Annotated in this window: 22 protein-coding genes; 11 read left to right on the top strand and 11 right to left on the bottom strand. The window is 70.4% G+C overall.

Annotation, left to right across the window (positions count from 1 at the left end; genetic code table 11):
* Positions 1 to 426, top strand: a complete 426-nt coding sequence (locus tag K9U37_RS18500; RefSeq protein WP_243072934.1) for a hypothetical protein — start codon at positions 1 to 3, stop codon at positions 424 to 426.
* On the opposite strand, the gene K9U37_RS18495 is transcribed toward K9U37_RS18500, so the two are convergent.
* From K9U37_RS18495 to K9U37_RS18485, 3 genes are read right to left on the bottom strand one after another with little or no spacing between them, the layout of a single operon-like run.
* Positions 378 to 806: a GNAT family N-acetyltransferase gene (locus K9U37_RS18495; RefSeq protein WP_243073455.1), complete on the bottom strand. Its 429-nt coding sequence runs from the start codon at positions 804 to 806 to the stop codon at positions 378 to 380. The genes K9U37_RS18500 and K9U37_RS18495 overlap by 49 nt on opposite strands.
* A 47-nt stretch (positions 807 to 853) precedes the next feature.
* Positions 854 to 1,951: an isochorismate synthase gene (locus tag K9U37_RS18490; protein ID WP_243072933.1), complete on the bottom strand. Its 1,098-nt coding sequence runs from the start codon at positions 1,949 to 1,951 to the stop codon at positions 854 to 856.
* Positions 1,948 to 2,559 (bottom strand): acid phosphatase, encoded by a 612-nt coding sequence (locus K9U37_RS18485; protein ID WP_243072932.1) that lies wholly within the window; start codon positions 2,557 to 2,559, stop codon positions 1,948 to 1,950. Before K9U37_RS18485 ends, K9U37_RS18490 begins: the two co-directional genes overlap by 4 nt.
* Positions 2,560 to 2,629: 70 nt before the next feature.
* On the opposite strand from K9U37_RS18485, the gene K9U37_RS18480 reads away from it, so the two are divergent.
* A complete protein-coding gene (locus K9U37_RS18480) occupies positions 2,630 to 3,433 on the top strand; it encodes a ParA family protein (protein ID WP_243072931.1) in 804 nt (267 codons plus the stop codon).
* A 10-nt stretch (positions 3,434 to 3,443) separates the two neighbouring features.
* Here K9U37_RS18480 and K9U37_RS18475 read toward each other — a convergent pair whose 3' ends face one another.
* Together K9U37_RS18475 and K9U37_RS18470 are read right to left on the bottom strand one after the other, a co-directional pair.
* Positions 3,444 to 4,697: an Rv3212 family protein gene (locus K9U37_RS18475; protein WP_243072930.1), complete on the bottom strand. Its 1,254-nt coding sequence runs from the start codon at positions 4,695 to 4,697 to the stop codon at positions 3,444 to 3,446.
* A 21-nt stretch (positions 4,698 to 4,718) separates the two neighbouring features.
* The gene (locus K9U37_RS18470) at positions 4,719 to 6,215 is read right to left on the bottom strand and encodes a DEAD/DEAH box helicase (protein ID WP_243072929.1); all 1,497 of its coding nucleotides are present in this window, start codon (positions 6,213 to 6,215) and stop codon (positions 4,719 to 4,721) included.
* 247 nt (positions 6,216 to 6,462) lie between these two features.
* Between K9U37_RS18470 and K9U37_RS18465 the strand changes: the two genes are divergently transcribed.
* Entirely contained in the window at positions 6,463 to 7,176 is a 714-nt protein-coding gene (locus tag K9U37_RS18465) for a ferritin-like fold-containing protein (RefSeq protein ID WP_243072928.1), read from the top strand.
* Here K9U37_RS18465 and K9U37_RS20270 read toward each other — a convergent pair whose 3' ends face one another.
* On the bottom strand, positions 7,177 to 7,746 hold the full coding sequence (locus tag K9U37_RS20270; protein ID WP_243072927.1) for an MmpS family transport accessory protein: 570 nt from the start codon (positions 7,744 to 7,746) through the stop codon (positions 7,177 to 7,179).
* A gap of 176 nt (positions 7,747 to 7,922) precedes the next feature.
* Here K9U37_RS20270 and K9U37_RS18455 point away from each other — a divergent pair, with 176 nt between their 5' ends.
* Positions 7,923 to 8,171 carry a DUF3107 domain-containing protein gene (locus K9U37_RS18455; RefSeq protein WP_243072926.1) on the top strand — a complete coding sequence of 83 codons (249 nt, stop codon included), beginning with the start codon at positions 7,923 to 7,925 and terminating at the stop codon, positions 8,169 to 8,171.
* A gap of 18 nt (positions 8,172 to 8,189) precedes the next feature.
* Here K9U37_RS18455 and fasR read toward each other — a convergent pair whose 3' ends face one another.
* Complete coding sequence (gene fasR, locus K9U37_RS18450) at positions 8,190 to 8,864, bottom strand: HTH-type transcriptional activator FasR (protein ID WP_243072925.1); 675 nt, start codon at positions 8,862 to 8,864, stop codon at positions 8,190 to 8,192.
* 163 nt (positions 8,865 to 9,027) lie between these two features.
* Here fasR and K9U37_RS18445 point away from each other — a divergent pair, with 163 nt between their 5' ends.
* The 3 genes from K9U37_RS18445 (at position 9,028) to K9U37_RS18435 (ending at position 12,304) form a co-directional block, all read left to right on the top strand.
* Positions 9,028 to 10,065 carry a DUF3152 domain-containing protein gene (locus tag K9U37_RS18445; RefSeq protein WP_243072924.1) on the top strand — a complete coding sequence of 346 codons (1,038 nt, stop codon included), beginning with the start codon at positions 9,028 to 9,030 and terminating at the stop codon, positions 10,063 to 10,065.
* Between the two features lie 180 nt (positions 10,066 to 10,245).
* A complete protein-coding gene (gene moeZ / locus K9U37_RS18440; protein WP_243073454.1) occupies positions 10,246 to 11,412 on the top strand; it encodes an adenylyltransferase/sulfurtransferase MoeZ in 1,167 nt (388 codons plus the stop codon).
* A 37-nt stretch (positions 11,413 to 11,449) separates the two neighbouring features.
* Positions 11,450 to 12,304, top strand: coding sequence for a TIGR02569 family protein (locus K9U37_RS18435; protein ID WP_243072923.1), 855 nt, complete (start codon positions 11,450 to 11,452; stop codon positions 12,302 to 12,304).
* A 10-nt stretch (positions 12,305 to 12,314) separates the two neighbouring features.
* On the opposite strand, the gene K9U37_RS18430 is transcribed toward K9U37_RS18435, so the two are convergent.
* A complete protein-coding gene (locus K9U37_RS18430; RefSeq protein WP_243072922.1) occupies positions 12,315 to 12,614 on the bottom strand; it encodes an MGMT family protein in 300 nt (99 codons plus the stop codon).
* A gap of 2 nt (positions 12,615 to 12,616) precedes the next feature.
* Entirely contained in the window at positions 12,617 to 13,402 is a 786-nt protein-coding gene (locus tag K9U37_RS18425; protein ID WP_243072921.1) for an alpha/beta hydrolase, read from the bottom strand.
* A 211-nt stretch (positions 13,403 to 13,613) separates the two neighbouring features.
* Between K9U37_RS18425 and K9U37_RS18420 the strand changes: the two genes are divergently transcribed.
* Together K9U37_RS18420 and K9U37_RS18415 are read left to right on the top strand one after the other, a co-directional pair.
* On the top strand, positions 13,614 to 16,745 hold the full coding sequence (locus K9U37_RS18420; protein WP_243072920.1) for an ATP-dependent DNA helicase: 3,132 nt from the start codon (positions 13,614 to 13,616) through the stop codon (positions 16,743 to 16,745).
* On the top strand, positions 16,742 to 19,981 hold the full coding sequence (locus K9U37_RS18415) for an ATP-dependent helicase (RefSeq protein WP_243072919.1): 3,240 nt from the start codon (positions 16,742 to 16,744) through the stop codon (positions 19,979 to 19,981). Before K9U37_RS18420 ends, K9U37_RS18415 begins: the two co-directional genes overlap by 4 nt.
* Here the strand turns inward: K9U37_RS18415 and K9U37_RS18410 are convergent.
* Entirely contained in the window at positions 19,956 to 20,360 is a 405-nt protein-coding gene (locus tag K9U37_RS18410) for a DoxX family protein (protein WP_243072918.1), read from the bottom strand. The genes K9U37_RS18415 and K9U37_RS18410 overlap by 26 nt on opposite strands.
* A 57-nt stretch (positions 20,361 to 20,417) precedes the next feature.
* On the opposite strand from K9U37_RS18410, the gene K9U37_RS18405 reads away from it, so the two are divergent.
* Positions 20,418 to 21,491: a potassium channel family protein gene (locus K9U37_RS18405; RefSeq protein ID WP_243072917.1), complete on the top strand. Its 1,074-nt coding sequence runs from the start codon at positions 20,418 to 20,420 to the stop codon at positions 21,489 to 21,491.
* A 99-nt stretch (positions 21,492 to 21,590) separates the two neighbouring features.
* Here the strand turns inward: K9U37_RS18405 and K9U37_RS18400 are convergent, their stop codons facing one another.
* On the bottom strand, positions 21,591 to 21,842 hold the full coding sequence (locus K9U37_RS18400) for a mycoredoxin (protein ID WP_243072916.1): 252 nt from the start codon (positions 21,840 to 21,842) through the stop codon (positions 21,591 to 21,593).
* A 62-nt stretch (positions 21,843 to 21,904) separates the two neighbouring features.
* On the opposite strand from K9U37_RS18400, the gene K9U37_RS18395 reads away from it, so the two are divergent.
* On the top strand, positions 21,905 to 23,992 hold the full coding sequence (locus K9U37_RS18395) for an ATP-dependent DNA helicase UvrD2 (protein WP_243072915.1): 2,088 nt from the start codon (positions 21,905 to 21,907) through the stop codon (positions 23,990 to 23,992).
* Positions 23,993 to 24,089: the final 97 nt, after the last annotated feature.

Below are 24,089 nucleotides of genomic sequence, written 5' to 3'. Positions count from 1 at the left end.
GTGACAGTTCCCGCGCCAGCAACCGTGCGAGAAGCTGCCGTGCTGGTGGCCCTCGAGGCCGCCGCCGCGCTGATCGCCGCAGTGGTCTTCGTGGTGCGTGCGTTCGCCGGTGCCGACCAGCACGTGGTCAGCGGATTCGGTAACGCCGCGTGGTTCGGCCTGATCGGCGCCGGTCTGCTGGCGGCGGCCCGGGCCCTGTGGACCGGACGGCGTTGGGGCCGGGGGGTCGCGGTGTTCGCCCAACTTCTGCTGCTCCCGGTGACCTGGTACATCGGGGTGGGCTCACACCAGTGGCTCTACGCGGTGCCGATTGCTGCCGTCGCGGTGATCAGCCTGGTGCTGCTGTTCAGCCCGGCGACCCTGCAGTGGCTGACCTCCTATGACTCGTCGGCCAACGCCGACAATTCCGGGCCCGATACCCGGTAGGTGATCCACTGCGACATCTGCTTGCCGCCGACGGCGTCGTAGAGCGCGATCGCGTTGACGTTCCAGTCCAGCACCGCCCAGCTGAGCCGGCTGTAGCCGTTGTCCACGCATTCCCGGGCCAGGGTCGCCAGCATCTTGCGGGCCAGCCCGCGGCGGCGGAACCTGTCGCGGACGAACAGGTCCTCCAGATGCACCCCGGCGACGCCGTCCCAGGTGGAGAAGTTGCGGAACCACAATGCGATCGCGGCCGCCTCGCCGTCGACCTCGGCGATGTGGCAGAAGCCCACCGGGTCGTCGCCGAAAAGCGCTGTGGCAATCTGGGTTTCGGTGACCGTGCACTCGTGCTCCGCACGCTCGAACTCGGCGAGCTCACGGATCATCGCGACGATCTCGGCCTCGTCACCCGAACGGGCTCGACGGATCAGGGTCACTGCTGGACTCCCAGCGCCGACAGGATTGTTCTGAACTTCGCTGAGGTCTCGGCGACTTCGTCGTCGGGATCGGATTCGGCCACGATACCGCCACCGGCCCGCGCCAGGGCGTGCCGTCGATCGGCGGACAGTTGCGCCCCACGGATCGCCACCACCCAGCGGCCGTCGCCGCGGGCGTCGCACCAGCCCACCGCGCCGGCGTAGAAGCCCCGGTCGCCCTCCAGCTCAGCGATCAGGTCCACCGCCGCGTTGGTCGGCACGCCGCCGACGGCTGGTGTCGGGTGCAGCGCAAGTGCCAAATCGATTGCAGTGGCGCGCGTTTCGCGCAAGGTGCCGCGGATCGGGGTGGACAGGTGCCACAGCGCGGCGGTGCGGCTGAGTTCCGGTTCGGCTGCCACGTCCAATTCGGTGCACAGCGGTTCCAGCGCGGTCCGCATGGTGTCGACGACGAGTCGGTGTTCGTGGCGGTTCTTGCCCGACGCGGCCAGGGCCGCGCCGTTCGTGGCGTCGTCCGCAGGGTCGGCTGACCGGGGGGCCGATCCGGCGAACGGCTGGCAGGTCACCTGATCGCCGCGGCGCGCGACCAGCAGTTCCGGGCTGGCGCCCACCAGCACGCTGCCGATGTGGTCGCCGCCGGCCGGGGACAGATCCGCCAAATAGACGGTGGCCTCGGCATCGTCGTCGGCCAACCGCCGCAGGATCGCCCGCTCATCGAGGCGGCCGTCGGCGACCAGGCGCAGCGCTCGCGCCAAAACCACCTTCTGCAAACCACTTTCGCTGTCGTTGAGGTAACGCAGCGCGGTGCGGATCCGGCTGCGGTGTTCGTCGGGGCCAGGCAGCGTCTCGGCGACCCGCACCGCCGGGATGCCACCAGTCGGCCAGGCCGGCAGCGTGTCGGTGAACGTCACCGACATCGGGGTCAGCAGCGCAGCCCTGCCGCGCAGGTCGAACGGCAGAGCGCCGACCACCACGTCGGCCGACCCGTCGGCCAGTGCGGCCGAGGCGGCCGCGACATTGTCATAGCCCGTCCTGATCCCGTCGGCGACCACCGTCCCGGCGGGCCCGCTCAGCACGAACGACGTCTGGGCCCTCACGTCCCCGCGACCGGCTCGCGGTGACTGGTCATCCCCAGCGCCGACAGCTGCCGCAGTCCGTACTCGAAGCCGCACACCGCGACCGAGGCCGCGCCGAACCCGTAGCGGGCGCCTTCCCGAAGCGGCTGTTCGACCCAGCGGGTCACCACCGATCGGGAGAAGTGGCCGTGGCCGACGAACACCACGTCGCGATCCACCATCCGCTCCAGCGCATAGCAGACCGCTTGGTCGGCGCGCATGCTGACCTGATCGACGCTCTCACCGCCCGGGCAGCCGTAGGTCCACAGCAGCCAGCCGGGCGTCTCGGTACGGATCTCGTGGGTGGTCAGCCCCTCGTAGTCGCCGTAATCCCATTCGGCCAGCAGCGGGGACACCCCGTCGACAGTCAGCCCGGCCAGCTCGGCAGTGGTCAGCGCCCGCTTGCGGGGACTGCTGATCACCAGCGGGTTGTCCAGTTCGAGCCGCTCCAGGGTGAGGGCGGCCAGCCTGGCCTGTTCGCGTCCGTACTCGGTGAGGTCGAGGTCGGTGCGACTGGTGTGCTTGCGGTCCCTGGACCATTCGGTTTCGCCGTGTCGAAGCAGGAACACCCGATGGTTGCCGACGCTCACGCCCTCTGATTCTGCCGGATCCCGTCGTGTGGCGTGGCGCCCGGGACGCCTCGGGCCGGAACCTGTAAGGATGGGTGCTGTGACCCGAGTACTGGCGGTGGCCAACCAGAAGGGCGGAGTGGCCAAGACGACCACTGTCGCGTCGCTGGGGGCGGCGTTCGTCGACGCGGGTAAACGCGTGTTGCTGGTGGACCTCGACCCGCAGGGCTGTCTGACGTTCTCCCTGGGCGCCGATCCCGACAAGCTGCCGGTGTCGGTGCACGAGGTGCTGCTCGGTGACGTCGAACCGAACGCGGCGCTGGTCACCACCGCCGAGGGCATGACGCTGCTGCCGGCCAACATCGACCTGGCCGGTGCCGAAGCGATGCTGCTGATGCGGGCCGGCCGGGAGTACGCGCTCAAGCGCGCGCTGGCCAAGCTGGACGATCAGTTCGACGTCGTGATCATCGACTGCCCGCCGTCGCTGGGGGTGCTCACCCTCAACGGACTGACCGCCGCCGACGAGGTGATCGTGCCGCTTCAGTGCGAGACGCTGGCCCACCGCGGGGTGGGGCAGTTCCTGCGTACGGTCGCCGACGTCCAGCAGATCACCAACCCGGACCTCAAGCTGCTGGGCGCGCTGCCGACGCTCTACGACTCGCGGACCACGCACAGCCGCGACGTCCTGCTCGACGTCGCCGACCGCTACAACCTGCCGGTGCTGGCGCCGCCGATTCCGCGCACGGTGCGCTTCGCGGAGGCCAGCGCATCCGGAGCGTCGGTACTGGCCGGACGAAAGAACAAGGGCGGCAACGCATATCGAGAACTCGCCGCCGCATTGCTCAAGCACTGGAAGTCCGGCAAGGCGCTGCCGACCTTCACCCCGGAGGTATAGGGCGCAGCGGTCAGGGCCCGAAAGCCATCAGCGCGTCGCCGCGCTGTTCGACCACCATCGAGCTGGTGACGGTCGGCACCACCGGACCATTACCGGCCGGGTGGCTGACCGGGATCACCCGCTGGTTGGCGCCGCTGGCCGGGTCGTAGACCCCGATGCCGGAACTCAGGGGGATCAGCAGCCGTCCGGCCATCATCGCGGCCGGGCCGACGGGGGACACCGAGCCGGCCGCCTCGATGGTGTAGCGGTAGGACAGCTTGCTGTCGAAGACTTCGACGCTGTCTCCGGTCCACCAGGTGACGAGGTCGCCGGCGCGGGTCACCGCCTGAGCGGGGTTGGCCAGCACTGGCGGGCCCTTGAGCAGCGTGCCGGACACCTTGGTGCCGGTGTCGTCGTAGACGGCGATCTCGGGCCTGGGAGAAGGCAGGTACACCGCGGTGGTGGTGCCCGACACGGCGAGCACCCGTGCCTCGGAGTCGCTGGCCACCCCGGGCAGCGGCACGTTTTTCGTGTCGGGCTCGTCTTCTTCCTTGGCCGGCTTGAGCAGTGTCAGCCGCAGGTCCTTCTGGTCGCGGCAGGCCTCGAGGACCGAGACGGCCTCGTCGCTGGCCGCCGCCGACATCAGCGTGCAGCCCATGCCGATGCCCTGGTTGACGGGCTTGATCCTGGCATCGATCTCGCCATAGGACAGCTCGCGGACCAGATCGGAGCGCCACAGTTCCAGCCGCGTGGGACCGGCCGCGAGCACCGAGCTGCCACTGGAGCTCAACACGATGCGGTTGTCGGCGTAGGCGGTGCGGGTCGGGCCCCGCCGGCCGGTGCCACCGTTGATGCTGCTGACCTGACCGCAGCCGCGCGCATCGGGATAGACGGCGACGGCGAGGTCATAGACGTAGGACACCCCGCACAGGTCGGTGCCGGATGTCGCCGGCCCAGCGGCTCCGGTGTCGCGGGCGAAGCTCCAGCGGGTCTGGCCGGTCGTGGGGTCAAGGCCCTCGACCGTGCGCCCGTCGCCGGTCACCACGGTGCCGCCGACCACGATCGGGCTCAGCGTGCGCGGGCTGGTGGCCGTCCACAACTGGCGCAGCATGTCGGGCACCATTCGTGCCGGCACGGGGGTGGGCGCCGGGGTGGTCGCCGGACGGCTGATGGTCGCCCTGGCCGAACTGTTCCACCAGAACGACGCGGCGACGACCACGACGACAAGCGTGATCGTCGCCGCGGCGACGAGATCGCCCCTGGTGCGGCGCTCGGGTCTGACCATCTAGCCGACGATAGCGGCGGTTCAGCCGGCGGTCGGCGTGGCTTCCGCGGCGGTGCGCGGACGACGCCGGCGACGGCGCTTACGGGCTGGGCTGGCGTCACCGGATCCGGTGGGCTCGGCGGCCCCACCCTCGGTCTGACCCTCGGCGGGGTTCTCGACGTGTCCGGTGGCCGCCCGACCGCCGCGGGTGCGGCGCCGGGACCGGTTGCGGCCGGGGCGCTCACGCTGGGAGTCGGTGGAGCTGACCCGGGTGCCGCCCTCGGCCTGCTGAGGCTCGCGCGGTGTGCCGATCGAGCCGGTGGCGTCGGCGGGGATGCCCAGCTCCTCGTAGAGGTGCGGCGAGCTGGAGTAGGTCTCGGCCGGATCCGGGCAGTCCAGCTTGAGAGCCTTGTCGATCATCGCCCAGCGTTCGAGCTCGTCCCAGTCGACCAGGGTGATCGCGATGCCGGTCTTGCCGGCCCGCCCGGTGCGGCCGATGCGGTGCACGTAGGCCTGCTCGTCCTCGGGGATCTGGTAGTTGATGACGTGGGTGATGTCGTCGATGTCGATACCGCGGGCGGCGACGTCGGTGGCCACCAGCACGTCGACCTCGCCGGTGCGGAACGCCTTGAGCGCCTTCTCGCGGGCGATCTGGCCCAGGTCGCCGTGCACGGCACCGACCTTGAAGCCGCGCTCGGCGAGCTCGTCGGCGACCTTCTGCGCGGTGCGCTTGGTCCGGGTGAAGACCATCGTCGCGCCGCGGCCCTCGGCCTGCAGAATGCGGGCCACCATCTCGACCTTGTCCAGCGCGTGCGCGCGGTAGACGAACTGCTCGGTAGTGTCGTGGGTGGCCGACGACTGCGGGGCTTCGGCCCGGATGTGGGTCGGCTGGTTCATGAAGGTGCGGGCCAGCGTGATGATCGGGTCGGGCATGGTCGCCGAGAACAGCATCGCCTGCCGCGCGTCGGGGATCTGCCGCAGGATCCGCTCGATGTCGGGCAGGAAGCCCAGGTCGAGCATCTCGTCGGCCTCGTCGAGCACCAGCACCGAGAGGCCACCGAGCCGCAGGTGACCCTGCTGGGCCAGGTCGAGCAGCCGGCCGGGCGTGCCGACGACCACGTCGGCGCCCTTGCGCAGCGACTCGATCTGCGGCTCGTAGGGGCGTCCGCCGTAGATCGAGACGACGCTGAGCGGGCGCCCACCCTCGACCGTCAGGTACTTCGCGGCGCCCTCGAGGTCGCCGAAGACCTGCAGGCACAGCTCGCGGGTGGGCACCACGACCAGCGCGCGGGGCGTGCCGTCGAGCGGGCGGGTGGTGTCGGTGGTGATGCGGTGCAGCAGCGGCACGCCGAAGGCGAAGGTCTTGCCCATGCCGGTGCGGGCCTGGCCGATGAGGTCATCGCCGCTCAGCGCCAGCGGGAGGGTGAGCTCCTGGATGGCGAAGGCGTGCTCGATGCCCTGCTCGGCGAGCGCCCGGACGATCTCGTCCCGGACGCCCAGCTCGGCGAAAGTGATCTGGTGATGTGAAAGTGCGGTCATATGTTGGCGTTTGGCCTTCCGATGTCGTTCCTCGTTAGTGCTTCTACGCGCGCACGAGTTCTGACTTTCGGAATGGATTCGGTCATCATCTCGATGCCGATCCGCCGGGCCCTTCACTGAGGGAGGCGGGCTCACTGCGTGCACGCACATTTCCTGAACAACGGTGTGATACCGCGGTCCGGCTCCATCATAGCTGGTCGGCGCGGACAAGCGGGCCGGCCGTCCCGCCGCGACTACAGTGTCGGCCATGAACGTGTCGCAGCCCGTACCGGCCGCCGAAGGTGTGACCGATGCTGCGGGAGGCAGTTCCTCGCGCGTTCCATCCGACCATCCGGGCATCAGCGAGTTGTTCGCGCTACTGGCATACGGCGAGGTCGCCGCGTTCTTCCGGCTCACCGACGAGGCCCGGATGGCCCCGGATCTGCGAGGCCGGATCAACATGGCCGGCATGGCCGCCGCCGAGATGGGTCACTATGAGCTGCTGCGTGACGCGCTGGCCGCCCGCGGCGTCGACGTGGTGCCGGCCATCACGCGCTATGCCCCGGCGCTGGAGAACTATCACCGGCTGACGACGCCGAGCACCTGGCTGGAGGCTCTGGTCAAGGCCTATGTCGGCGACGCGATGGCGGCCGACTTCTACCTCGAGATCGCCGACGTGCTGCCCGACGAGGTGGCCGGGGTGGTGCGCGCGGTGCTCTCCGAGACCGGTCACTCGCAGTTCGTCGTCGCCGAGGTCCGCCAGGCCGTGATGTCCAGCGGCCGGCAGCGCAGCCGGCTGGCGCTGTGGTCGCGCCGGCTGCTGGGCGAGGCGACCACCCAGGCGCAGTACGTGCTGGCCGAGCACGACGAGCTGGTGGAGCTGGTGCTCTCTGGCCCCGGTGGGCTCGGTCAGGTGGCTGACTTCTTCGGCCGCCTGCAGCGCACGCACGACGACCGGATGCGCCAGCTCGGCTTGGCCTAGTCAGCGGTTGCAGGTCGCCGAGACGGCGTTGCTGGTCTGCGCGACCACGGTGGCCCCGCTGGCATCGGTGATCCAGCAGTTCAGCTGGCTTCCGGCGCTGTTTGCGGTGACGTAGTTGACCGGGACGTCCGGAACGACGGTGAGCCGCCACGGCAGGGCGACGTTCTCGACGGTGCGCAGCGCGCCGGTCTCGTCGGCGTAGACGATGGTGATCGGATCGTTGGGCCGCTGGTTGCCCGCCACGGTATAGACCACCAGGCGAGGGTCGACGAGCGGCTGGGCCGCCAGCGGCGCGGCCGCGGGCGTGGTCGGCGGCAGGGTCACGGCGGTCTCCGGCGGCATCCCGGGCATCGTGACGGTCACCGGCGCCGGAGCAGGGGCCGAGGTGTGCGGCCCGGAAGTGGCGACGACGGTGCGGGTCGGGGGAGCGGCGGCGTCGGTCGCCACGGTGGCGGCCCCGCCGGTGCGCACGACGAAGGTCGTCGCCGCGGTGGCGGCCAGCACGCCGACGGCGGTCAGGACCACCCGCTGCCACCGGGGCACGGCCGCCCGGCGTCTGTTGTCGGCCACGATGAAAAGGTTAGGGACGGGCCATGCCCGCACAGACACGCCGCGCGCGGCTGTTGCCATGCTGTTACCGCAGCTTGATGCGTTATTCGCTGACCGCGAACGCCTGGCCGCAACCAGGTGGGCCCGGCGTCCACTAGCCTTCTTGGGTAACGCGCATTCGAACGGAAGGGTCCCTCGTGGAGGTCAAGATCGGTGTGTCGGACAGCCCGCGTGAGCTTGTCTTCACCAGCTCCCAGACGCCCGCCGAGGTCGAGGGTCTGGTGACTGCGGCGCTATCGGGTAGCGGCCCGGATGTGCTGAGCCTGTCTGACGACAAGGGCCGTCGCATCCTGGTGCATGCCTCGAAGATCACCTATGTCGAGATCGGCGTGGCCGACGTCCGACGGGTCGGGTTCGGGATCGCGGCAGGTTCGGCCGGGGCCTGACGCCCTGGGTCGGCCGACTCAGTTACGGGTGAGCGGGACGTGTGACAGGCCGCCCCAGGCGAACTGCACGGTCCCGTCGACCGCGTCCTCCTTGGAGATCGGCCGGTCGGAGTTCAGCCAGTAGCGCGCACAGTCGACGCTGATGGCCACCAGCCCGACCGCGATCATCCGCGCGCGGTGCGGATCCAGCCCGGAATCACGGCTGATCAGGTCGAATACCGCGTCGGTGCACGACTCGGTGGCGACCTCGACCTGCGCCGAGACCTGAGGTTCGGTCACGTAGTCGTTTTCGAAGATCAGTCGGTAGCCCTGGCCGTCGTGCTCGATGAAGTCGAAGAACGCCTGCACCGCGGCACGGAGCCGCTGGCGGTTGTCGGTGGTGGTCCGCAGGGCCTGGCGAACACCGGAGACCAAGTTCTCCACGTGCCGCTGAAGCACTGCCAGGTACAGCTCGAGCTTGCTCGAGAAGTGTTGGTAGAGAACGGGTTTGCTCACGCCCGCGCGGTCGGCAATCTCGTCCATCCCGGCCGCGTGATAGCCGCGGTCGACGAAGACTTCGCTTGCCGCGACCAGCAGTTGGCCGCGGCGCTCGTCTCGGGGCAGGCGGCTGCCGCGTCGGCTCGGCGTGCTGGGACGGTCGCCATTGGCCGACCGTGCGGCGCGCCGCTCGGCGGTGTTGGCGAGATCGCTCATGGGCCCTCAATCATGGTATTCGGCCGACGTGCGAAGCTTTCACGCTTCCGGCTCGTCGCACCGACACTACTACCCGCCACCTGTTACTCGCCCGTAGCGGCTCGGGGTGCAGGTACGGGCGCGCCGGGAGTCGGGAGAACCCGTGTTGTGCGATCCTGGGTCGGTGACCTACGACCCGGGGCACCAGGGGGGCGGTCGAGTGCCGGTGCTGCGCAGTGACTGGCGTGAGCCGCTGCGCGCCCTGCGCGACCCTCTTGCCGAGGGCTCGGGCCGGCCCCGGTCCAACCGGGATCAGCGCCGCCAGTGGCGCAAGCAGACCTGGCTGGGCCGGTTCGTGTCCATGTACGGCTGGCGGGCGTATGCGCTGCCCGTGCTCATTGTGCTCACCGGCGTCGTGCTGTATCAGACCATCACCGGCACGGCGGCGCCGGCAGCGGAGACCCACAACGCGGTCGAGGGGCCGCCGACCATCGGCTCGAGCGGCACCGCGATCATCGGGGCACCGCCGCGGGGGCTGACCGCGTTCGACGCCAACCTGCCCACCGGGATCCTGCCCGAGGGCGGTCCGTTCACCGAGGCCGGCGCCAAGACGTGGCACATCGTGCCGGGCACCGCGCCGAAGGTGGGTCAGGGCACCGCCAAGACGTTCACCTACACCGTCGAGGTCGAGGAGGGCGTCGACACCGCGTCGTTCGGGGGTGACGAGGGCTTCGCCCGGATGGTCACCGAGACGTTGGGCAACCCCAAGAGTTGGATCCACAATCCGCAGTTCGCGTTCCAGCGGGTCGACGCCAGCACCCCGGACATCAAGCCGGACTTCCGGGTTTCGCTGACCTCGGCGATGACCGTTCGCGAGGGCTGCGGCTACGAGATCCCGCTGGAGTCGTCCTGCTTCAACCCGGCCTACGGCCCGGACGCCGAGCCCAGAGTTTTCATCAACGAGGCGCGTTGGGTGCGCGGTGCGGTGCCCTTTCAGGGCGACATCGGCTCCTACCGGCAATACCTGGTCAACCACGAGGTGGGACACGCCATCGGCTACCAGCACCATGAGCCCTGTGACGAGAACGGCGGGCTGGCGCCGGTGATGATGCAGCAGACGTTCTCGACGTCGGACAACGACGCCTCCAAGTTCGACCCGGAGTACGTCAAGTCCGACGGCAAGACCTGCCGGTTCAACTCCTGGCCGTATCCGATCGCCTAGTCGTGCGGCGAGCAGTCGCGGACTCGCTCGATCAGGGCTCGCGCAGTGCGATTCTGCGACTGCTCGCGACCGTGGGACGGGGCTGCCGGGAACTTTGGTGGCTGTTTGCCGTTGATTCCGCTACCTGCTGAGATGGGTGGGGAACGCCCGAAACCCGAGGAGTAACCGGTGTCTTCACCGCTGCCGCCACTGGTCGAACCGGCCGCCGAGCTCACCCGTGAAGAGGTCGCCCGGTACAGCCGCCACCTGATCATCCCGGATCTGGGTGTCGTCGGGCAGAAACGCCTCAAGAACGCGCGCGTGCTGGTGATCGGTGCGGGCGGGCTCGGCTCACCCACACTGATGTACCTGGCGGCCGCCGGCGTCGGCACCATCGGCATCGTCGAGTTCGACGTGGTCGACGAGTCCAACCTGCAGCGCCAGATCATCCACGGCCAGTCCGACATCGGCCGGCCGAAGGCCGAGAGCGCCCGCGACACCGTGCTCGAGATCAACCCTCTGGTCACCGTGCGCCTGCACGAGATGCGGCTGGAACCCGACAACGCCGTCGAGCTGTTCGAGCAGTACGACCTGATCATCGACGGCACCGACAACTTTGCCACCCGCTACCTGGTCAACGATGCCGCGGTGCTCGCCCACAAGCCCTATGTGTGGGGCTCGATCTACCGGTTCGAGGGCCAGGTGTCGGTGTTCTGGGAGGACGCCCCGAACGGCCTGGGCCTGAACTACCGCGACCTGTATCCCGAGCCGCCGCCACCGGGCATGGTCCCGTCCTGTGCTGAAGGTGGCGTGCTGGGCATCCTGTGCGCCTCGATCGCTTCGGTGATGGGCACCGAGGCCATCAAGCTGCTCACCGGGATCGGCGCGCCGCTGCTGGGCCGGCTGATGGTATACGACGCCCTGGACATGAGCTACCGGACCATCAAGATCCGCAAGGATCCCGAGATTCCGAAGATCACCGAGCTCATCGACTACGAGGCGTTCTGCGGCGTGCTGTCGGAGGCCGCCGCCGACGCCGCACACGATTCGACGATCACCCCCTCAGAGCTGCGTGACCTGCTCGATTCGGAGAAGAAGATCGCGCTGATCGACGTTCGTGAGCCGGTGGAGTGGGAGATCAACCACATCGAAGGCGCCCAGCTGGTCCCGAAGTCGGTCATCGAGTCCGGCGAGGGCCTGGCCAGGATTCCGCACGACCGGGTTCCGGTGCTGTACTGCAAGACGGGCGTGCGTTCGGCCGAGGCGCTGGCCGCCCTCAAGAAGGCCGGTTTCTCCGACGCGCTGCATCTGCAGGGCGGGATCGTGGCCTGGGCCAGGCAACTCGAACCCGACATGGTCATGTACTGACGGCCTACTCGCCCCGCAACGCCTTACCCTGACTGCTGTGACCGACGAACGTCCGCCTGACCACGTCCTGGCTGCGTTCGGGGTCAAGGGCGTCGAGCCCGAAGCGCTGGGCGCCGGCTGGGAGGGCGGCTGGCGCTGCGGGGAGATCGTGCTGTCGGTGATCGCCGACCACGCCCGTGCCGCGTGGTCGGCCAAGGCGCGCGAGACGCTCTTCGTCGACGGGGTGCGGCTGGCGCGACCGGTGCGCTCGACCGACGGACGCTACGTCGTGGCGGGCTGGCGGGCGGACACGTTCGTGGCCGGAACGCCGGAGCCGCGCCACGACGAGGTGGTCTCGGCCGGTGTGCGTTTGCACGAGGCCACCGCCAAGCTCGAACGGCCCCGGTTCCTGACGCAGCCGCCCGTGCCGCCGTGGACCGACGTCGACGTGTTCATCGCCGCCGACCGTGCCGCGTGGGAGGACCGCCCGCTGCAGTCGCTTCCGCCCGGGGCGACGGTGTCACCCGGGTCGGCCGACGGCGAACGGTCCGTCGAGTTGCTGCACCAGCTCGCCGGGCTGCGCAAGCCCACCAAGAGTCCCAATCAGCTGGTGCACGGCGATCTGTACGGCACGGTGCTCTTTGCGGGCTCGGCCGCCCCGGGGATCACCGACATCACCCCGTACTGGCGGCCCGCGTCGTGGGGGGCCGGTGTGGTCGTCGTCGACGCCCTGGCATGGGGTGAGGCTGACGACGGTCTGATCGAACGGTGGGACGGACTGCCGGAGTGGCCGCAGATGTTGTTGCGCGCCTTGATGTTCCGCCTCGCCGTGCATGCGCTTCATCCGCGCTCGACGGCGGACGCTTTCCCTGGGCTGGCGCGCACGGCGGCGTTGATCCGGCTGATCCTCTAGTCGAGTCGATCTAGCCGAATTCGTGGCGGGCCGTCGCGAGGTCGATCCGGCCGTCGCGGGCCAGCAGTCCCTCCGCGCGCAACAGTTCCAGCTGCCTGGTCGCCAGGTGTGGCGCCGGCCGACCCGAGGCGGTGATCACCCGGTGCCACGGCAGGTCCGAGGAGTCGGTGCGCATGATCCATCCGACGATGCGCGGGCTGGAAAGCGCTGCGGCCGAGGCGATGTCGCCATAGGTGGCCACCCGGCCCGGCGGGATGGACGCCACCAGGTGGCGCACCAGCTCGACCTGCTCGTCGGTGACGGGAGCCATCGCTAGCGTCGTCCGAGATGGTCCCTGATGAGTGCCGAGGTCTCAGCCGGTTTGGCCTGGGCCACCATGTGCTGGCAGGCGAAATCGACCAAGGTGAAGTCTTCACCCAGCCGGCCGGACAGGCCGTCGATCAACTCCTCGCCCACATAGGGCGGTTCCGTCCACTGCGCGCGCACCAGAGTCGTGGGAGTTCCCTTGTGCGGCAGCACGATATCGCGGGTCAACTCGCTCCAGTAGGACATCATCGCCGGCACGCTGATCCGCCAGCCGAAGCGACCGTTGGGCAGCGGCACCAGATGATCGTCGAGATCGGCGTCGATTTCCTCGGGCGGCACGTCGGTCCACACCCCGGTGAACTTCTCGGTGCGCGCCTCCTCGCGGTCGGTGTAGTCGGGGGATTCCAGCATGGCGTCGGCGATCTCGCGCATCCACTGCCCGTCCAGCCCGATCGCGGGGTCCAGCAGCACCAGGCCCGACACCAGATCCGGACGCGCTGCGGCCAGGTGCAGCGCCACCGCGCCGCCGAAGGAGTGGCCCACCACCACGACCGGGCCCTCGGCGTGGTTCTCCACCACGGCTGCCAGCGCGGCGACGTTGGCGTCGAACGTCCACGGCGCCGACCACGACGAGTGGCTGTGGCCCAGCAGATCGGGCGCGGCGACGACGACGTCGGGCAGGTGCCGCGTGGCCAGGGTGTGCCAGCGCCGGCCGTGTCCGGTCAATCCGTGCAGGGCCAGAACCTGCACGGGGCCGGGCGGCCCGAAACGGTGAAGGTGGAGGTCGGTCACGGCTTCATCGTGCCAGTCTGCATCGACAGAGGCAGACCGGTGGGCAGGAGCGGAGCGACTCGGGAAGGCAGATCGGTGGGCAGGAGCGGAGCGACTCGGGAAGGCAGATCGGTGGGCAGGAGCGGAGCGACTCGGGAAGGCAGATCGGTGGGCAGGAGCGGAGCGACTCGGGAAGGCAGAATTGTCGGACCCCCGTGGTGTCATGCCCGACATGACCAATCCCGCGCTCATCGCCGAGGACATCGACGCGGCGGCCGTATGCGAGCCGGGACTGCGCGGCACCGTGCGGATCGTGGGCGGCCCGGGCACCGGCAAGAGCACACTGCTGGTGACGGCGGCCGCGGCCCACATCTCCGCCGGGACCGCGCCGGAATCGGTTCTGCTGCTGACGGGTTCGGGCCGGCTGGCCGCTTCGGCGCGCAGCGCGCTGACCGGCGCACTGCTCAAGGCGCACTCGGGGGAGCCGTGCCGTGCGGTGGTCCGCGAACCGCTGGTGCGCTCGGTGCACAGCTACGCGTTCGCGGTGCTGCGCCAGGCAGCCACCCGCGCCGGTGACCCCCCGCCGCGACTGGTCACTGGCGCTGAGCAGGACGGCATCATCCGCGAGCTGCTCGCCGGCGACCTGGAGGACGGGGCCGATTCTCCGTCGCGGTGGCCCGAACAGCTGCGGCCGGCGCTGGGCACCGCCGGCTTCGCCACCGAGCTGCGCGACCTGTTGGCCCGCTGCGCCGAGCGCGGGGTGGACCACCAGCAGCTACAGCGCATCGGCCGGTTGTCGGGCCGGCCCGAGTGGGCCGCCGCCGGCCGCTTCGCCCAGCAGTACGAGCAGGTGATGCTGCTGCGCGCGGCGGTCGGTACCGCAGCACCGCAGGCCACCGTGCCGGCGCTGGGCGCCGCCGAGCTGGTCGGTGCCGCACTGGAGGCGCTGGCCACCGACCCCGAGCTGCTGGACGCCGAGCGCGCCCGGGTCCGCCTGCTGCTCGTCGACGATGCCCAGCACCTCGACCCGCAGGCGGCGCGGCTGGTGCGGGTACTGGCAGCGGGCGCCGACCTGGCACTGCTGGCCGGCGACCCCAACCAGGCGGTGTTCGGATTCCGCGGCGCCGACCCGGCGTTGCTGACGGCCGACGGACCGGTTATCGAACTCGGTCCTTCGCGTCGTTGTACGTCCGCGATCGCCGACGCGATCAGCGGTGTGGCTGCCGGACTGCCCGGCAGCGGTGGTTGGCGGCGCATTGACGGCATCGGCGACGGCGGGTCGGTCAGCGTGCGGTTAGCGGCCTCCGCACACGCCGAGACGGCCGTGATCGCCGACACGCTGCGCCGGGCGCATCTGGTCGACGGCCTACCGTGGTCGCAGCTGGCGGTGATCGTGCGCTCGGCGGCGGCGGCTTCCGCGCTCATGCGTGCGCTGGCTGCTGCCGGAGTTCCCGTCGCCTCGCCGTCGATGGCCGGGCCGGTCTGCGAACAGCCCGGTGCGCGCGCGCTGCTGACCGTGCTGTCGGCCACCGCCAACGGTCTGGACGCCGAACAGGCGGTGTCGTTGTTGACCGGGCCGATCGGGCGGGTCGACCCGGTGTCATTGCGGCAGCTTCGGCGTGCGCTGCGGCGCGCTGCCGGTGGGGAGCGCGACTTGGGCGAGCTGCTGGTCGAAGCGCTCGCCTCGAGCACCTCGGATCTGCCGGCGACGTTGGCCCGACCGGTGAACCGCGTGCGCGCGGTGCTGGCCGTCGCTGCGCGCGGGCACCGCGCGCACCGCGACCCGCGCTACACCCTCTGGCAAGCCTGGGAGCGCAGCGGCTTGCAGCGGCGCTGGCTGTCGGCGGTCGAACGCGGCGGTGTCGAGGGTGCGGCGGCCGATCGCAACCTCGCCGCGGTCACCGCACTGTTCGACATCGCCAACGAATACGTCACCCGCACCGCGGGCGCCTCACTGGCCGGCTTGCTCGACCACGTCGCCGCACTGCACCTTCCCTCGGTCGGCACCGACACCGCCGCTTCGACCGAGATGGTGGCAGTGCTCAGCCCGCATGCGGCGCTGGGCCGCGACTGGGAGCTCGTTGTCCTCGCCGGACTGCAGGATGGCTTGTGGCCCAATACAACTCCGCGCGGTGGCGTGTTGGGCACCCAGCGGCTGCTCGACGTGCTCGACGGGTTCGGTGACGAGGTGTCGGTGCGCGCCCCGCTGCTCGCCGAGGAACGCCGGCTGCTCATCGCCGCCATGGGGCGGGCCCGGCGCCGGCTGCTGGTCACCGCCGTCGACAGCGACGCGGGCGACGAGGCGGCGCTGCCGTCGCCGTTCGTCGCCGAGATCGCCGAGTGGGCCACCGAAGACGCTCCGGCTCCGGCCCAGCCAGTGGTGGCGCCGCCGGTGCTCACGCCCGCCGCGGTGGTGGGCCGACTGCGCGCAGTCGTGTCCGCACCGCAGGGATCGGTCGACGAGTCCCACCGCGCAACGGCCGCACAGCAATTGGCGCGGCTGGCGGCAGAAGGCGTGCCGGGGGCCGACCCGGCGCAGTGGTACGGCATGACCGCGGTCAGCACTTTCGAGCCGCTGTGGACCGGCGATGAGCACACCGTCACCCTCAGCCCATCCACGCTGCAGATCCTCACCGAATGCCCGCTGCGCTGGCTGGTCGAACGGCACGGCGGTACCGATCGCCGTGAACTGCGCTCGATGCTCGGCTCGGTGGTGCACGCGCTGATCGCCGACTCCGGCAAGAGTGCGAGCGTTTTGGCCGATGACCTCGAAAGGGTCTGGGCGACAATACCGTTCGACTCGTCATGGTTTGCCGACAACGAGCTGGCACGGCACCGGGCCATGCTGGAGGCCTTCCTGGCGTGGCGGTCCGCGACGCGCCACGAACTGACCGAGGTCGGCACCGAGATCGAAGTCGACGGAGTCGTCGCGGCATCCGACGAGCAAGCGCCGGGTGTTCGGGTGCGCGGGCGGGTCGACCGCCTGGAGCGCGACGCCGAGGGCCGGCTGGTGATCGTCGACGTCAAGACCGGCAAGAGCCCGGTCACCAAGGACGATGCGCAGCGCCACGCTCAGCTGGCCTTCTACCAGTTGGCCATCGCCGAGGGCGTCATCGCCGAGGACGACCGTCCCGGCGGCGGCCGGCTGGTCTACGTCGGCAAGCAGAGCGCGTCCGGCGCCACCGAACGTGAGCAGTCTGCGCTGACCGACGACAGCCGCGCCGAGTGGCGGCAGACGGTGCAGGACGCGGCCGCCGCCACCGCCGGCCCGCAGTTCGTCGCGCGGGTCAACGACGGCTGCACCCACTGCCCGATGCGATCCGGCTGCCCCGCCCACAACATGCCTCGAACGGAGCCGTCATGACTTACAGCCCCTCGGAACTGGCTGAGGCCCTTGGCCTTCCGGCCCCCACCGACGAGCAGGCCGCGGTCATCTGCGCCCCGCCGGGGCCGCTGGTTGTCATCGCCGGCGCCGGGGCCGGCAAGACCGAGACGATGGCCGCACGGGTGGTGTGGCTGGTGGCCAACGGATTCGCCGACCCGGGGCAGGTGTTGGGACTGACATTCACCCGCAAGGCAGCCGGGCAGTTGTTGCGCCGGGTACGCTCCCGGCTGGCCCGCCTGGCCGGGCACCTCGGGGCCGCCGCGACGGCGACGGGTGCCCCGACGGTGAGCACCTATCACGCCTTCGCCGGGGCGCTGCTGCGCGAGTACGGGCTGCTGCTGCCCGTCGAGCCCGACGCCCGCCTGCTCAGCGAGACCGAGATGTGGCAGCTGGCCTACGACGTGGTCCGCGCATACCCCGGCCCCCTGCACACCGATAAGGATCCCGCCAAGATCACCGCGGTGGTACTGCGGCTGGCCGGGGAACTCGCCGAGCATCTCGTCGACACCCATCAGCTGCTCGACACCCACATCGAACTCGAACGCCTCGTCCATACGCTGCCGGCCGGCCGCTACCAGCGGGACCGCGGGCCAAGCCAGTTCCTGCTGAACATGCTGGCTACCCAGACCGAGCGCACCGCGCTGGTCCCGCTGATCGACGCCGTGCACGCGCGGATGCGCGCGGAGAAGGTGATGGACTTCGGCTCGCAGATGTCGGCGGCAGCGCGACTGGCCGCACGCTGCCCGCAGGCCGGCGAACAGCTGCGCAGCCGCTACCGGGTGGTGCTGCTCGACGAGTACCAGGACACCGGGCACGCTCAGCGCATCGCGCTGTCGTCGCTGTTCGGCCGCGGCGCCGACGACGGCTTGGCGCTCACCGCGGTCGGCGACCCGATCCAGTCGATCTACGGCTGGCGCGGCGCCTCGGCGACCAACCTGCCGCGGTTCACCACCGACTTCCCGCAGGCCGACGGGTCCCCGGCGCCGACGCTCGAACTTCGCACCAGCTGGCGCAATCCGCCGAGCACGCTGCACATCGCGAACGCGGTGTCAGCCGAGGCCCGCCGCCGGTCGGTCGCGGTGCGCGCGCTGCGCCCCCGGCCGGGTGCCGAGCCGGGCACGGTGAGGTGCGCACTGCTGACCGACGTTGCCACCGAACGGGACTGGGTAGCCGACCACATCGCCGCGCGCTACACCGAGGCGGCCGTGGCGGGCAGCCCGCCGCCCACGGCCGCGGTGCTGGTCCGCCGCAACGCCGACGCCGGGCCGATGGCGGAGGCGTTGAGCGCGCACGGCGTTCCCGTGGAGGTGGTCGGACTGGCCGGGCTGCTGTCGATCGCGGAGGTCTCCGACGTCGTAGCGATGCTGCGCCTGGTGGCCGACCCGGCCGCGGGTACGGCGGCGATGCGGGTGCTGACCGGTCCGCGCTGGCGGCTGGGTGCCCGCGACATTGCCGCGCTGTGGCGCCGCGCGGCGAGCCTCGACGGCGAGCGGACAGTGGCCGCCACCGCCGAGCAGATCATCGCCGCAGCCGCCCCCGACGCCGACACCGCGAGCCTGGCCGACGCATTGGCCGACCCTGGCCCGGCGAGCGCCTACTCCCACGACGGATACGTTCGCATCACCGGACTCGCGGCCGAATTGGCGCGGCTGCGAACGCTGTTGGGCAACCCGGTCACCGACCTGGTCGCCGAGGTCCGGCGAACTCTCGGAGTCGACGTCGAGGTCCGCGCGGCCCGGCCGGTGACCGCGGGCTGGTCGGGCACCGAACACCTGGACCGGTTCGCAGACGTCGTGGCCGACTACGCACACCGGCCGGGCGCGAGCGTCGACGGTCTGCTCGCCTACCTGGAGGTTGCCGCGGTCGTCGAAAACGGGCTCGCGCCCGCGGACATCAGCGTGGCGGCCGACCGCGTTCAGGTGCTGACCGTGCACGCCGCCAAGGGGCTGGAGTGGCAGGTCGTGGCGGTGCCGCACCTGTCCGCCCGGGTGTTTCCGTCTACGGCGTCCAAGCGCACCTGGCTGTCCGACCCGGCCGATCTGCCGCCTCTGCTGCGCGGTGACCGCGCCGCGCAGGGACTGCACGGTGTGCCGGTGCTCGATACCTCCTCGGTCGGCGACCGGAAGGGGTTGTCCGACAGCATCATCGCCCACCGCGATCAGCTCGAACAGCGGCGTATCGACGAGGAGCGCCGGCTTCTCTACGTCGCGATCACCCGCGCCGAGGACACCCTGCTGATGTCCGGCCACCACTGGGGCGCCACCGAGTCCAAGCCCCGCGGTCCCTCTGACTTCCTCTGCGAGATCAGGGACATCATCGAGGCCGCCGCCGCGGCGGGCCGGCCGTGCGGAGAGGTGGAACACTGGGCGCCGCCTCCTGCCGACGGGAATCGAAACCCGTTGCGCAACAGCGTGCGTGAAGCAGTCTGGCCGGCTGCCCCCCTGGGCGACGGCCGTGCCGACGTCGAGCGGGGTGCGGCTCTGGTGGCCGCGGCAGCCGCCGGGACACTGCCGGTGAGCGCCGAGGATCCCGAAGGATGGGCCGCCGATGTCGACGCGCTGCTGGCCGAGCGGTCCCGTATCAGCGATCCACCGCCGGTCGAGCTGCCCGGCCAGCTGTCGGTCAGCGCTCTGGTCGAGCTGGACCGCGACCCCGCGGCGGCCGCCAGGCGGCTGACTCGGCGGCTGCCGTCGCGGCCTGATCCGCACGCCATGCTGGGCACCGCCTTCCACGAGTGGGTGCAGCGGTTCTACGGCGCCGAGCGGCTCTTCGACCTCGACGACCTGCCCGGCACGGTCGGGGAGGGCCCGGTCGAGGCCGAGCAGCTGGCCGCTCTGCAGCAGGCGTTCTCGGCGTCGCCGTGGGCGGTACGCACCCCGGTGGACGTGGAGGTGCCGTTCGAGATGGCGATCGGCGACACCATCGTGCGCGGCCGTATCGACGCGGTGTTCGTCGATCCCGACGGTGGCGTGACCGTCGTGGACTGGAAGACCGGCGAACCGCCGGCCGACGACGACGCGCGCCGGCATGCCGCCGTCCAGCTGGCGGTGTACCGGCTGGCCTGGGCGGCGCTGAGTGGCCGGCCGGAATCCGAGGTGCGCGCGGCCTTCCACTACGTGCGGTCCGGGTACACCGTCTTGCCGGAAAACCTCGCCGGCCCAGCCGAATTGGTGGCGCTGCTGGCCGCGGCTAGTAACGCGGAGCGTTGCGCCTGATGGCGATCGCCTGAGTGATCATCGGCAGCTGGAACGGCAGCCGGGCCAGTGCGGCGATCTTCATCGGCCACGGCTTGTCCCACCACAGCCGCACCATGTTGACGTTGGCCGGGAACACCGCCAGGTAGAGCAGGACCGCGGCCAGCGCACCGGCGCGCCGGGTGCGCGGTACCAGGAGCATCATGCCGATGCCCACCTCGGCGACGCCTGACGCGTAGGTGTAGTACCGCGCGTCCCCGGGCAGTTCGGCCGGTACGATCGTGTCGAACGGCTTGGGCGCCACGAAGTGGCCCACCCCGATACCGATCAGCATCGCCGCCGTTCGGTATGCGGGAAGCTGGCTGTTGGTGCGTGCGGGTTCAGCTGTCGTTGTCGCCATGGGTACATAATGCTCGTGTGGTGGTTCCCGGGCGCAACGGTTGGCTGACGGAGTCAAGTGGCCAAAGGTAGGTTGCGGCGCAGGCTCGAAGCGATCGACGAGAACCTGGCGGCCAAGCCGGACAGCGCGCTCGTCGACTACCTCCACATCCCCGAGAAGTTCGTCAGCCCCGGCAGGCGCATCGCGCGCCGGCTGTTCTACGCGTTGGCGGCGCTGTTCGCCGCGGTCCTCATCGTCTACCTCGACCGCGACGGCTACCGCGATGTCCGCGAAACCCCGCTGACGTTCCTGGACTGCTTCTATTACGCCACGGTGTCCCTGTCGACCACCGGCTACGGCGACATCACGCCGTACACAGAGACGGCGCGCCTGATCAACGTCCTGGTCATCACGCCACTACGGGTGGCGTTCCTGATCGTTCTGGTCGGCACCACCGTGGAGACGCTGACCACCGCGTCGCGCCAGGCTCTCAAGATCCAGCGTTGGAGGAACAGCGTGCGCAACCACACCGTCGTCATCGGGTACGGCACGAAGGGCAGGACGGCAGTGGCCGCGATGATCGGTGACGGCGCCGCCCCGGCCGACATCGTCGTCGTCGACACCGACCAGGCCTCCCTGGACCGGGCCAGCGCCGCCGGGCTGGTCACCGTCCGCGGTGACGCCAACAAGTCCGACGTGCTTCGGCTGGCCGGCGCCCAGCACGCCAACTCGATCATCGTGGCCACCAACAGCGACCCGACCGCCGTCCTGGTCACCCTCACCGCGCGTGAGCTGTCGCCGAAGGCCAAGATCATCGCCTCGGTCCGCGAGGCCGAGAACCAGCATCTGCTGCGGCAATCCGGCGCGGACTCAGTGGTGGTGTCCTCGGAGACCGCCGGGCGTCTGCTCGGCATCGCCACCTCCACGCCCAGCGTCGTGGAGATGATCGAGGACCTGCTGACCCCGGATGCCGGCTTCGCGATCGCCGAGCGGGAGGTCGAGACCAAGGAGGTCGGCGGATCGCCGCGACACCTTCCCGATCTGGTTCTCGGCGTGGTCCGCGAGGGCAAGCTGCTGCGGGTCGACGACCCCGACGCCGACGCCCTGGAAAGCACCGACCGGCTGCTCTACGTCCGCACCGTCGGGGACTGACCCGGTGACCTTCCGTCTGGGCAACATCCGTGCCCAAACCGACAAGCAGCCGCGAAAGAGCGAGACCACCGCGGCGTTTCGTCGATTTCGGCGCAGGCCTCAGGAGGCCAGCTTGGCCTGGACCTCTTTGAGGCTCGGATTGGTCAGCGCCGAACCGTCGGCGAACTTCACCGTCGGCACGGTCTGGTCGCCGTTGTTGACCGACATCACGAACCTGGCCGCAGCCGGGTCGTGCTCGATGTCAACCTCAGCGAAGGAGATCCCCGCCGATTTCAGTGCGGTCTTCAGTCGCTTGCAGTAGCCGCACCACACGGTGCTGTACATGGTGAGCTGGGGATCGTTGCCACTCATGAGACCCGAACTTATCGGAGCGCCACCGGGAATTGTCGCCACCCCCTGACAAGATGGACGCCATGCCGGCGATCGTGGACCAACTGACCGGCCTGGACGACGAGCAGCGCGAAGCCGTGCTGGCCGCGCGGGGGCCGTTGTGCGTGCTGGCTGGCGCAGGCACCGGCAAAACCCGCACCATCACCCATCGCATCGCGCACCTGGTGGCCAATGGCCACGTCGCCGCTGGGCAGGTGCTGGCCGTCACGTTCACCTCGCGGGCGGCGGGGGAGATGCGCGCCCGCCTGCGCGCGATGGACGCCGGCGCCGGTGTCGGGTCGGTGCAGGCGCTGACGTTCCACGCCGCCGCGCGCCGACAACTGCACTATTTCTGGCCGCGGGTGGTGGGCGACACCGGCTGGCAGCTGCTGGACACCAAGTTCGCCGTCGTCGCCCAGGCGGCCAACCGCGCCCGGTTGCAGGTCAGCACGGAAAACGTGCGCGACCTCGCCGGCGAGATCGAATGGGCCAAAGCCTCGTTGATCAGCCCGGAGGGCTACGGCGCGGCGGTGGCGGAGGCCAGCCGCGACATCCCCCTGGACGCCGAGAAGGTGGCCGCCGTGTACGCCGGCTACGAGAAGCTGAAAGCCAACCGCGACGGCATCGCGCTGCTGGACTTCGACGACCTGCTGCTGCACACCGCGGCCGCCATCGAGAACGACCCGGCGGTGGCCGAGGAGTTCCGCGGCCGCTACCGCTGCTTCGTGGTCGACGAATACCAGGACGTCACCCCACTGCAGCAGCGGGTGCTCGGCGCATGGCTGGGTGACCGGGACGACCTGACCGTCGTCGGAGATGCCAACCAGACCATCTACTCGTTCACCGGGGCCTCACCGCGCTACCTGCTCGACTTCTCCCGGCGCTTTCCCGACGCGACGGTGGTTCGCCTGGAACGCGACTACCGCTCCACCCCGCAGGTGGTGTCGCTGGCCAACCAGGTCATCGCCGCCGCGCGCGGCCGGATGGCCGGCAGCAAGCTGCACCTGGTCGGGCAGCGTCCGGCAGGCCCGTCACCCACCTTCCACGAGCACCCCGACGAGGTCGCCGAGGCCGCCACGGTGGCCCGCTCCATCAAGCGGCTCATCGAATCCGGAACGGCCCCAGCCGAAATCGCGGTCCTCTACCGCATCAACGCCCAGTCCGAGGTCTACGAGGAGGCGCTCACCGAAGCCGGCATCCCGTTCCAGGTGCGCGGCGGGGAGGGGTTCTTCAGCCGCCAGGAGATCCGGCAGTCGCTGGTGGCGTTGCAGCGCGCGGCGGAGCGAGGCGCCCAAGGGGAATTGCCGGAGACTGTGCGCGCCGTGCTGGAGCCGCTGGGTTTGACCGCCGAGCCACCGCAGGGCACCAAGGCGCGGGAACGCTGGGAGGCGTTGACGGCGCTGGCCGAGTTGGTCGACGACGAGGTGGCCGCCCGCCCGCAGTTGGACCTGCCGTCGTTGATGGCCGAGTTGCGGTTGCGCGCCGACGCCCGCCACCCACCGGTGGTACAGGGCGTCGCCCTGGCCTCGCTGCACGCGGCCAAAGGTCTGGAGTGGGATGCGGTGTTCCTCGTCGGGCTCGCCGACGGCACCCTACCGATCTCGCATGCCCTGGCCCACGGCCCGGACAGTGAGGCGGTGGAGGAGGAGCGTCGGCTCCTCTATGTCGGAATCACCAGGGCGCGAACGCATTTAGAGCTCAGCTGGGCGCTGGCTCGCGCGCCGGGTGGTCGGCAGGGCCGCCGGCCGTCGCGGTTCCTCAACGGCATCGCCCCGCAGACCCGGGCCGAGCCGACGCCGAACAAGCCGCGCCGCCAACGCGGTGCCACCCCCCGCTGCCGGGTCTGCAACGCCGTGCTGAGCACGCCACCGGCAATCATGTTGCGCCGCTGCGAATCCTGCTCGGTGGATATCGACGACGAACTGCTGGCTCAGCTCAAGGACTGGCGGCTGCGGGTCGCCAAGGAGTTGAAAGTGCCCGCCTACGTGGTGTTCACCGACAACACGCTGATCGCCATCGCGGAGTCACTGCCCACCGACGACGCCGCGCTGGTCGCGATTCCGGGTATCGGTGCGCGCAAGCTCGAACAGTTCGGGCCCGACGTGCTCGACCTGGTGCGCGCCCGCCAATAGCTAATGCCTTCACCAGTTTGGGCAGCATCGGCGAATTGATCAGCAGCTCATCCTCGTCGAAGCTGCTGCGGAAGGCCGACGCCGAGACGACGTTCTC

This window comes from Candidatus Mycolicibacterium alkanivorans (genome assembly GCF_022760805.1).
In the GTDB taxonomy this organism is placed as follows: domain Bacteria; phylum Actinomycetota; class Actinomycetes; order Mycobacteriales; family Mycobacteriaceae; genus Mycobacterium; species Mycobacterium alkanivorans.
The sequence above is the reverse complement of the archived record's forward strand: the minus strand, read 5'-3'. Positions and strand labels throughout refer to the sequence as shown.

Bases quoted from the DNA above. Each gene is read 5' to 3' on its own strand.
- K9U37_RS18495 (WP_243073455.1), bottom strand. From the start codon at position 806: ATGATCCGTGAGCTCGCCGAGTTCGAGCGTGCGGAGCACGAGTGCACG.
- K9U37_RS18480 (WP_243072931.1), top strand. From the start codon at position 2,630: ATGGGTGCTGTGACCCGAGTACTGGCGGTGGCCAACCAGAAGGGCGGA.
- K9U37_RS18475 (WP_243072930.1), bottom strand. From the start codon at position 4,697: ATGGTCAGACCCGAGCGCCGCACCAGGGGCGATCTCGTCGCCGCGGCG.
- K9U37_RS18470 (WP_243072929.1), bottom strand. From the start codon at position 6,215: ATGACCGCACTTTCACATCACCAGATCACTTTCGCCGAGCTGGGCGTC.
- K9U37_RS18465 (WP_243072928.1), top strand. From the start codon at position 6,463: ATGAACGTGTCGCAGCCCGTACCGGCCGCCGAAGGTGTGACCGATGCT.
- fasR (WP_243072925.1), bottom strand. From the start codon at position 8,864: ATGAGCGATCTCGCCAACACCGCCGAGCGGCGCGCCGCACGGTCGGCC.
- K9U37_RS18430 (WP_243072922.1), bottom strand. From the start codon at position 12,614: ATGGCTCCCGTCACCGACGAGCAGGTCGAGCTGGTGCGCCACCTGGTG.
- K9U37_RS18420 (WP_243072920.1), top strand. From the start codon at position 13,614: ATGACCAATCCCGCGCTCATCGCCGAGGACATCGACGCGGCGGCCGTA.
- K9U37_RS18415 (WP_243072919.1), top strand. From the start codon at position 16,742: ATGACTTACAGCCCCTCGGAACTGGCTGAGGCCCTTGGCCTTCCGGCC.
- K9U37_RS18410 (WP_243072918.1), bottom strand. From the start codon at position 20,360: ATGGCGACAACGACAGCTGAACCCGCACGCACCAACAGCCAGCTTCCC.
- K9U37_RS18400 (WP_243072916.1), bottom strand. From the start codon at position 21,842: ATGAGTGGCAACGATCCCCAGCTCACCATGTACAGCACCGTGTGGTGC.
- K9U37_RS18395 (WP_243072915.1), top strand. From the start codon at position 21,905: ATGCCGGCGATCGTGGACCAACTGACCGGCCTGGACGACGAGCAGCGC.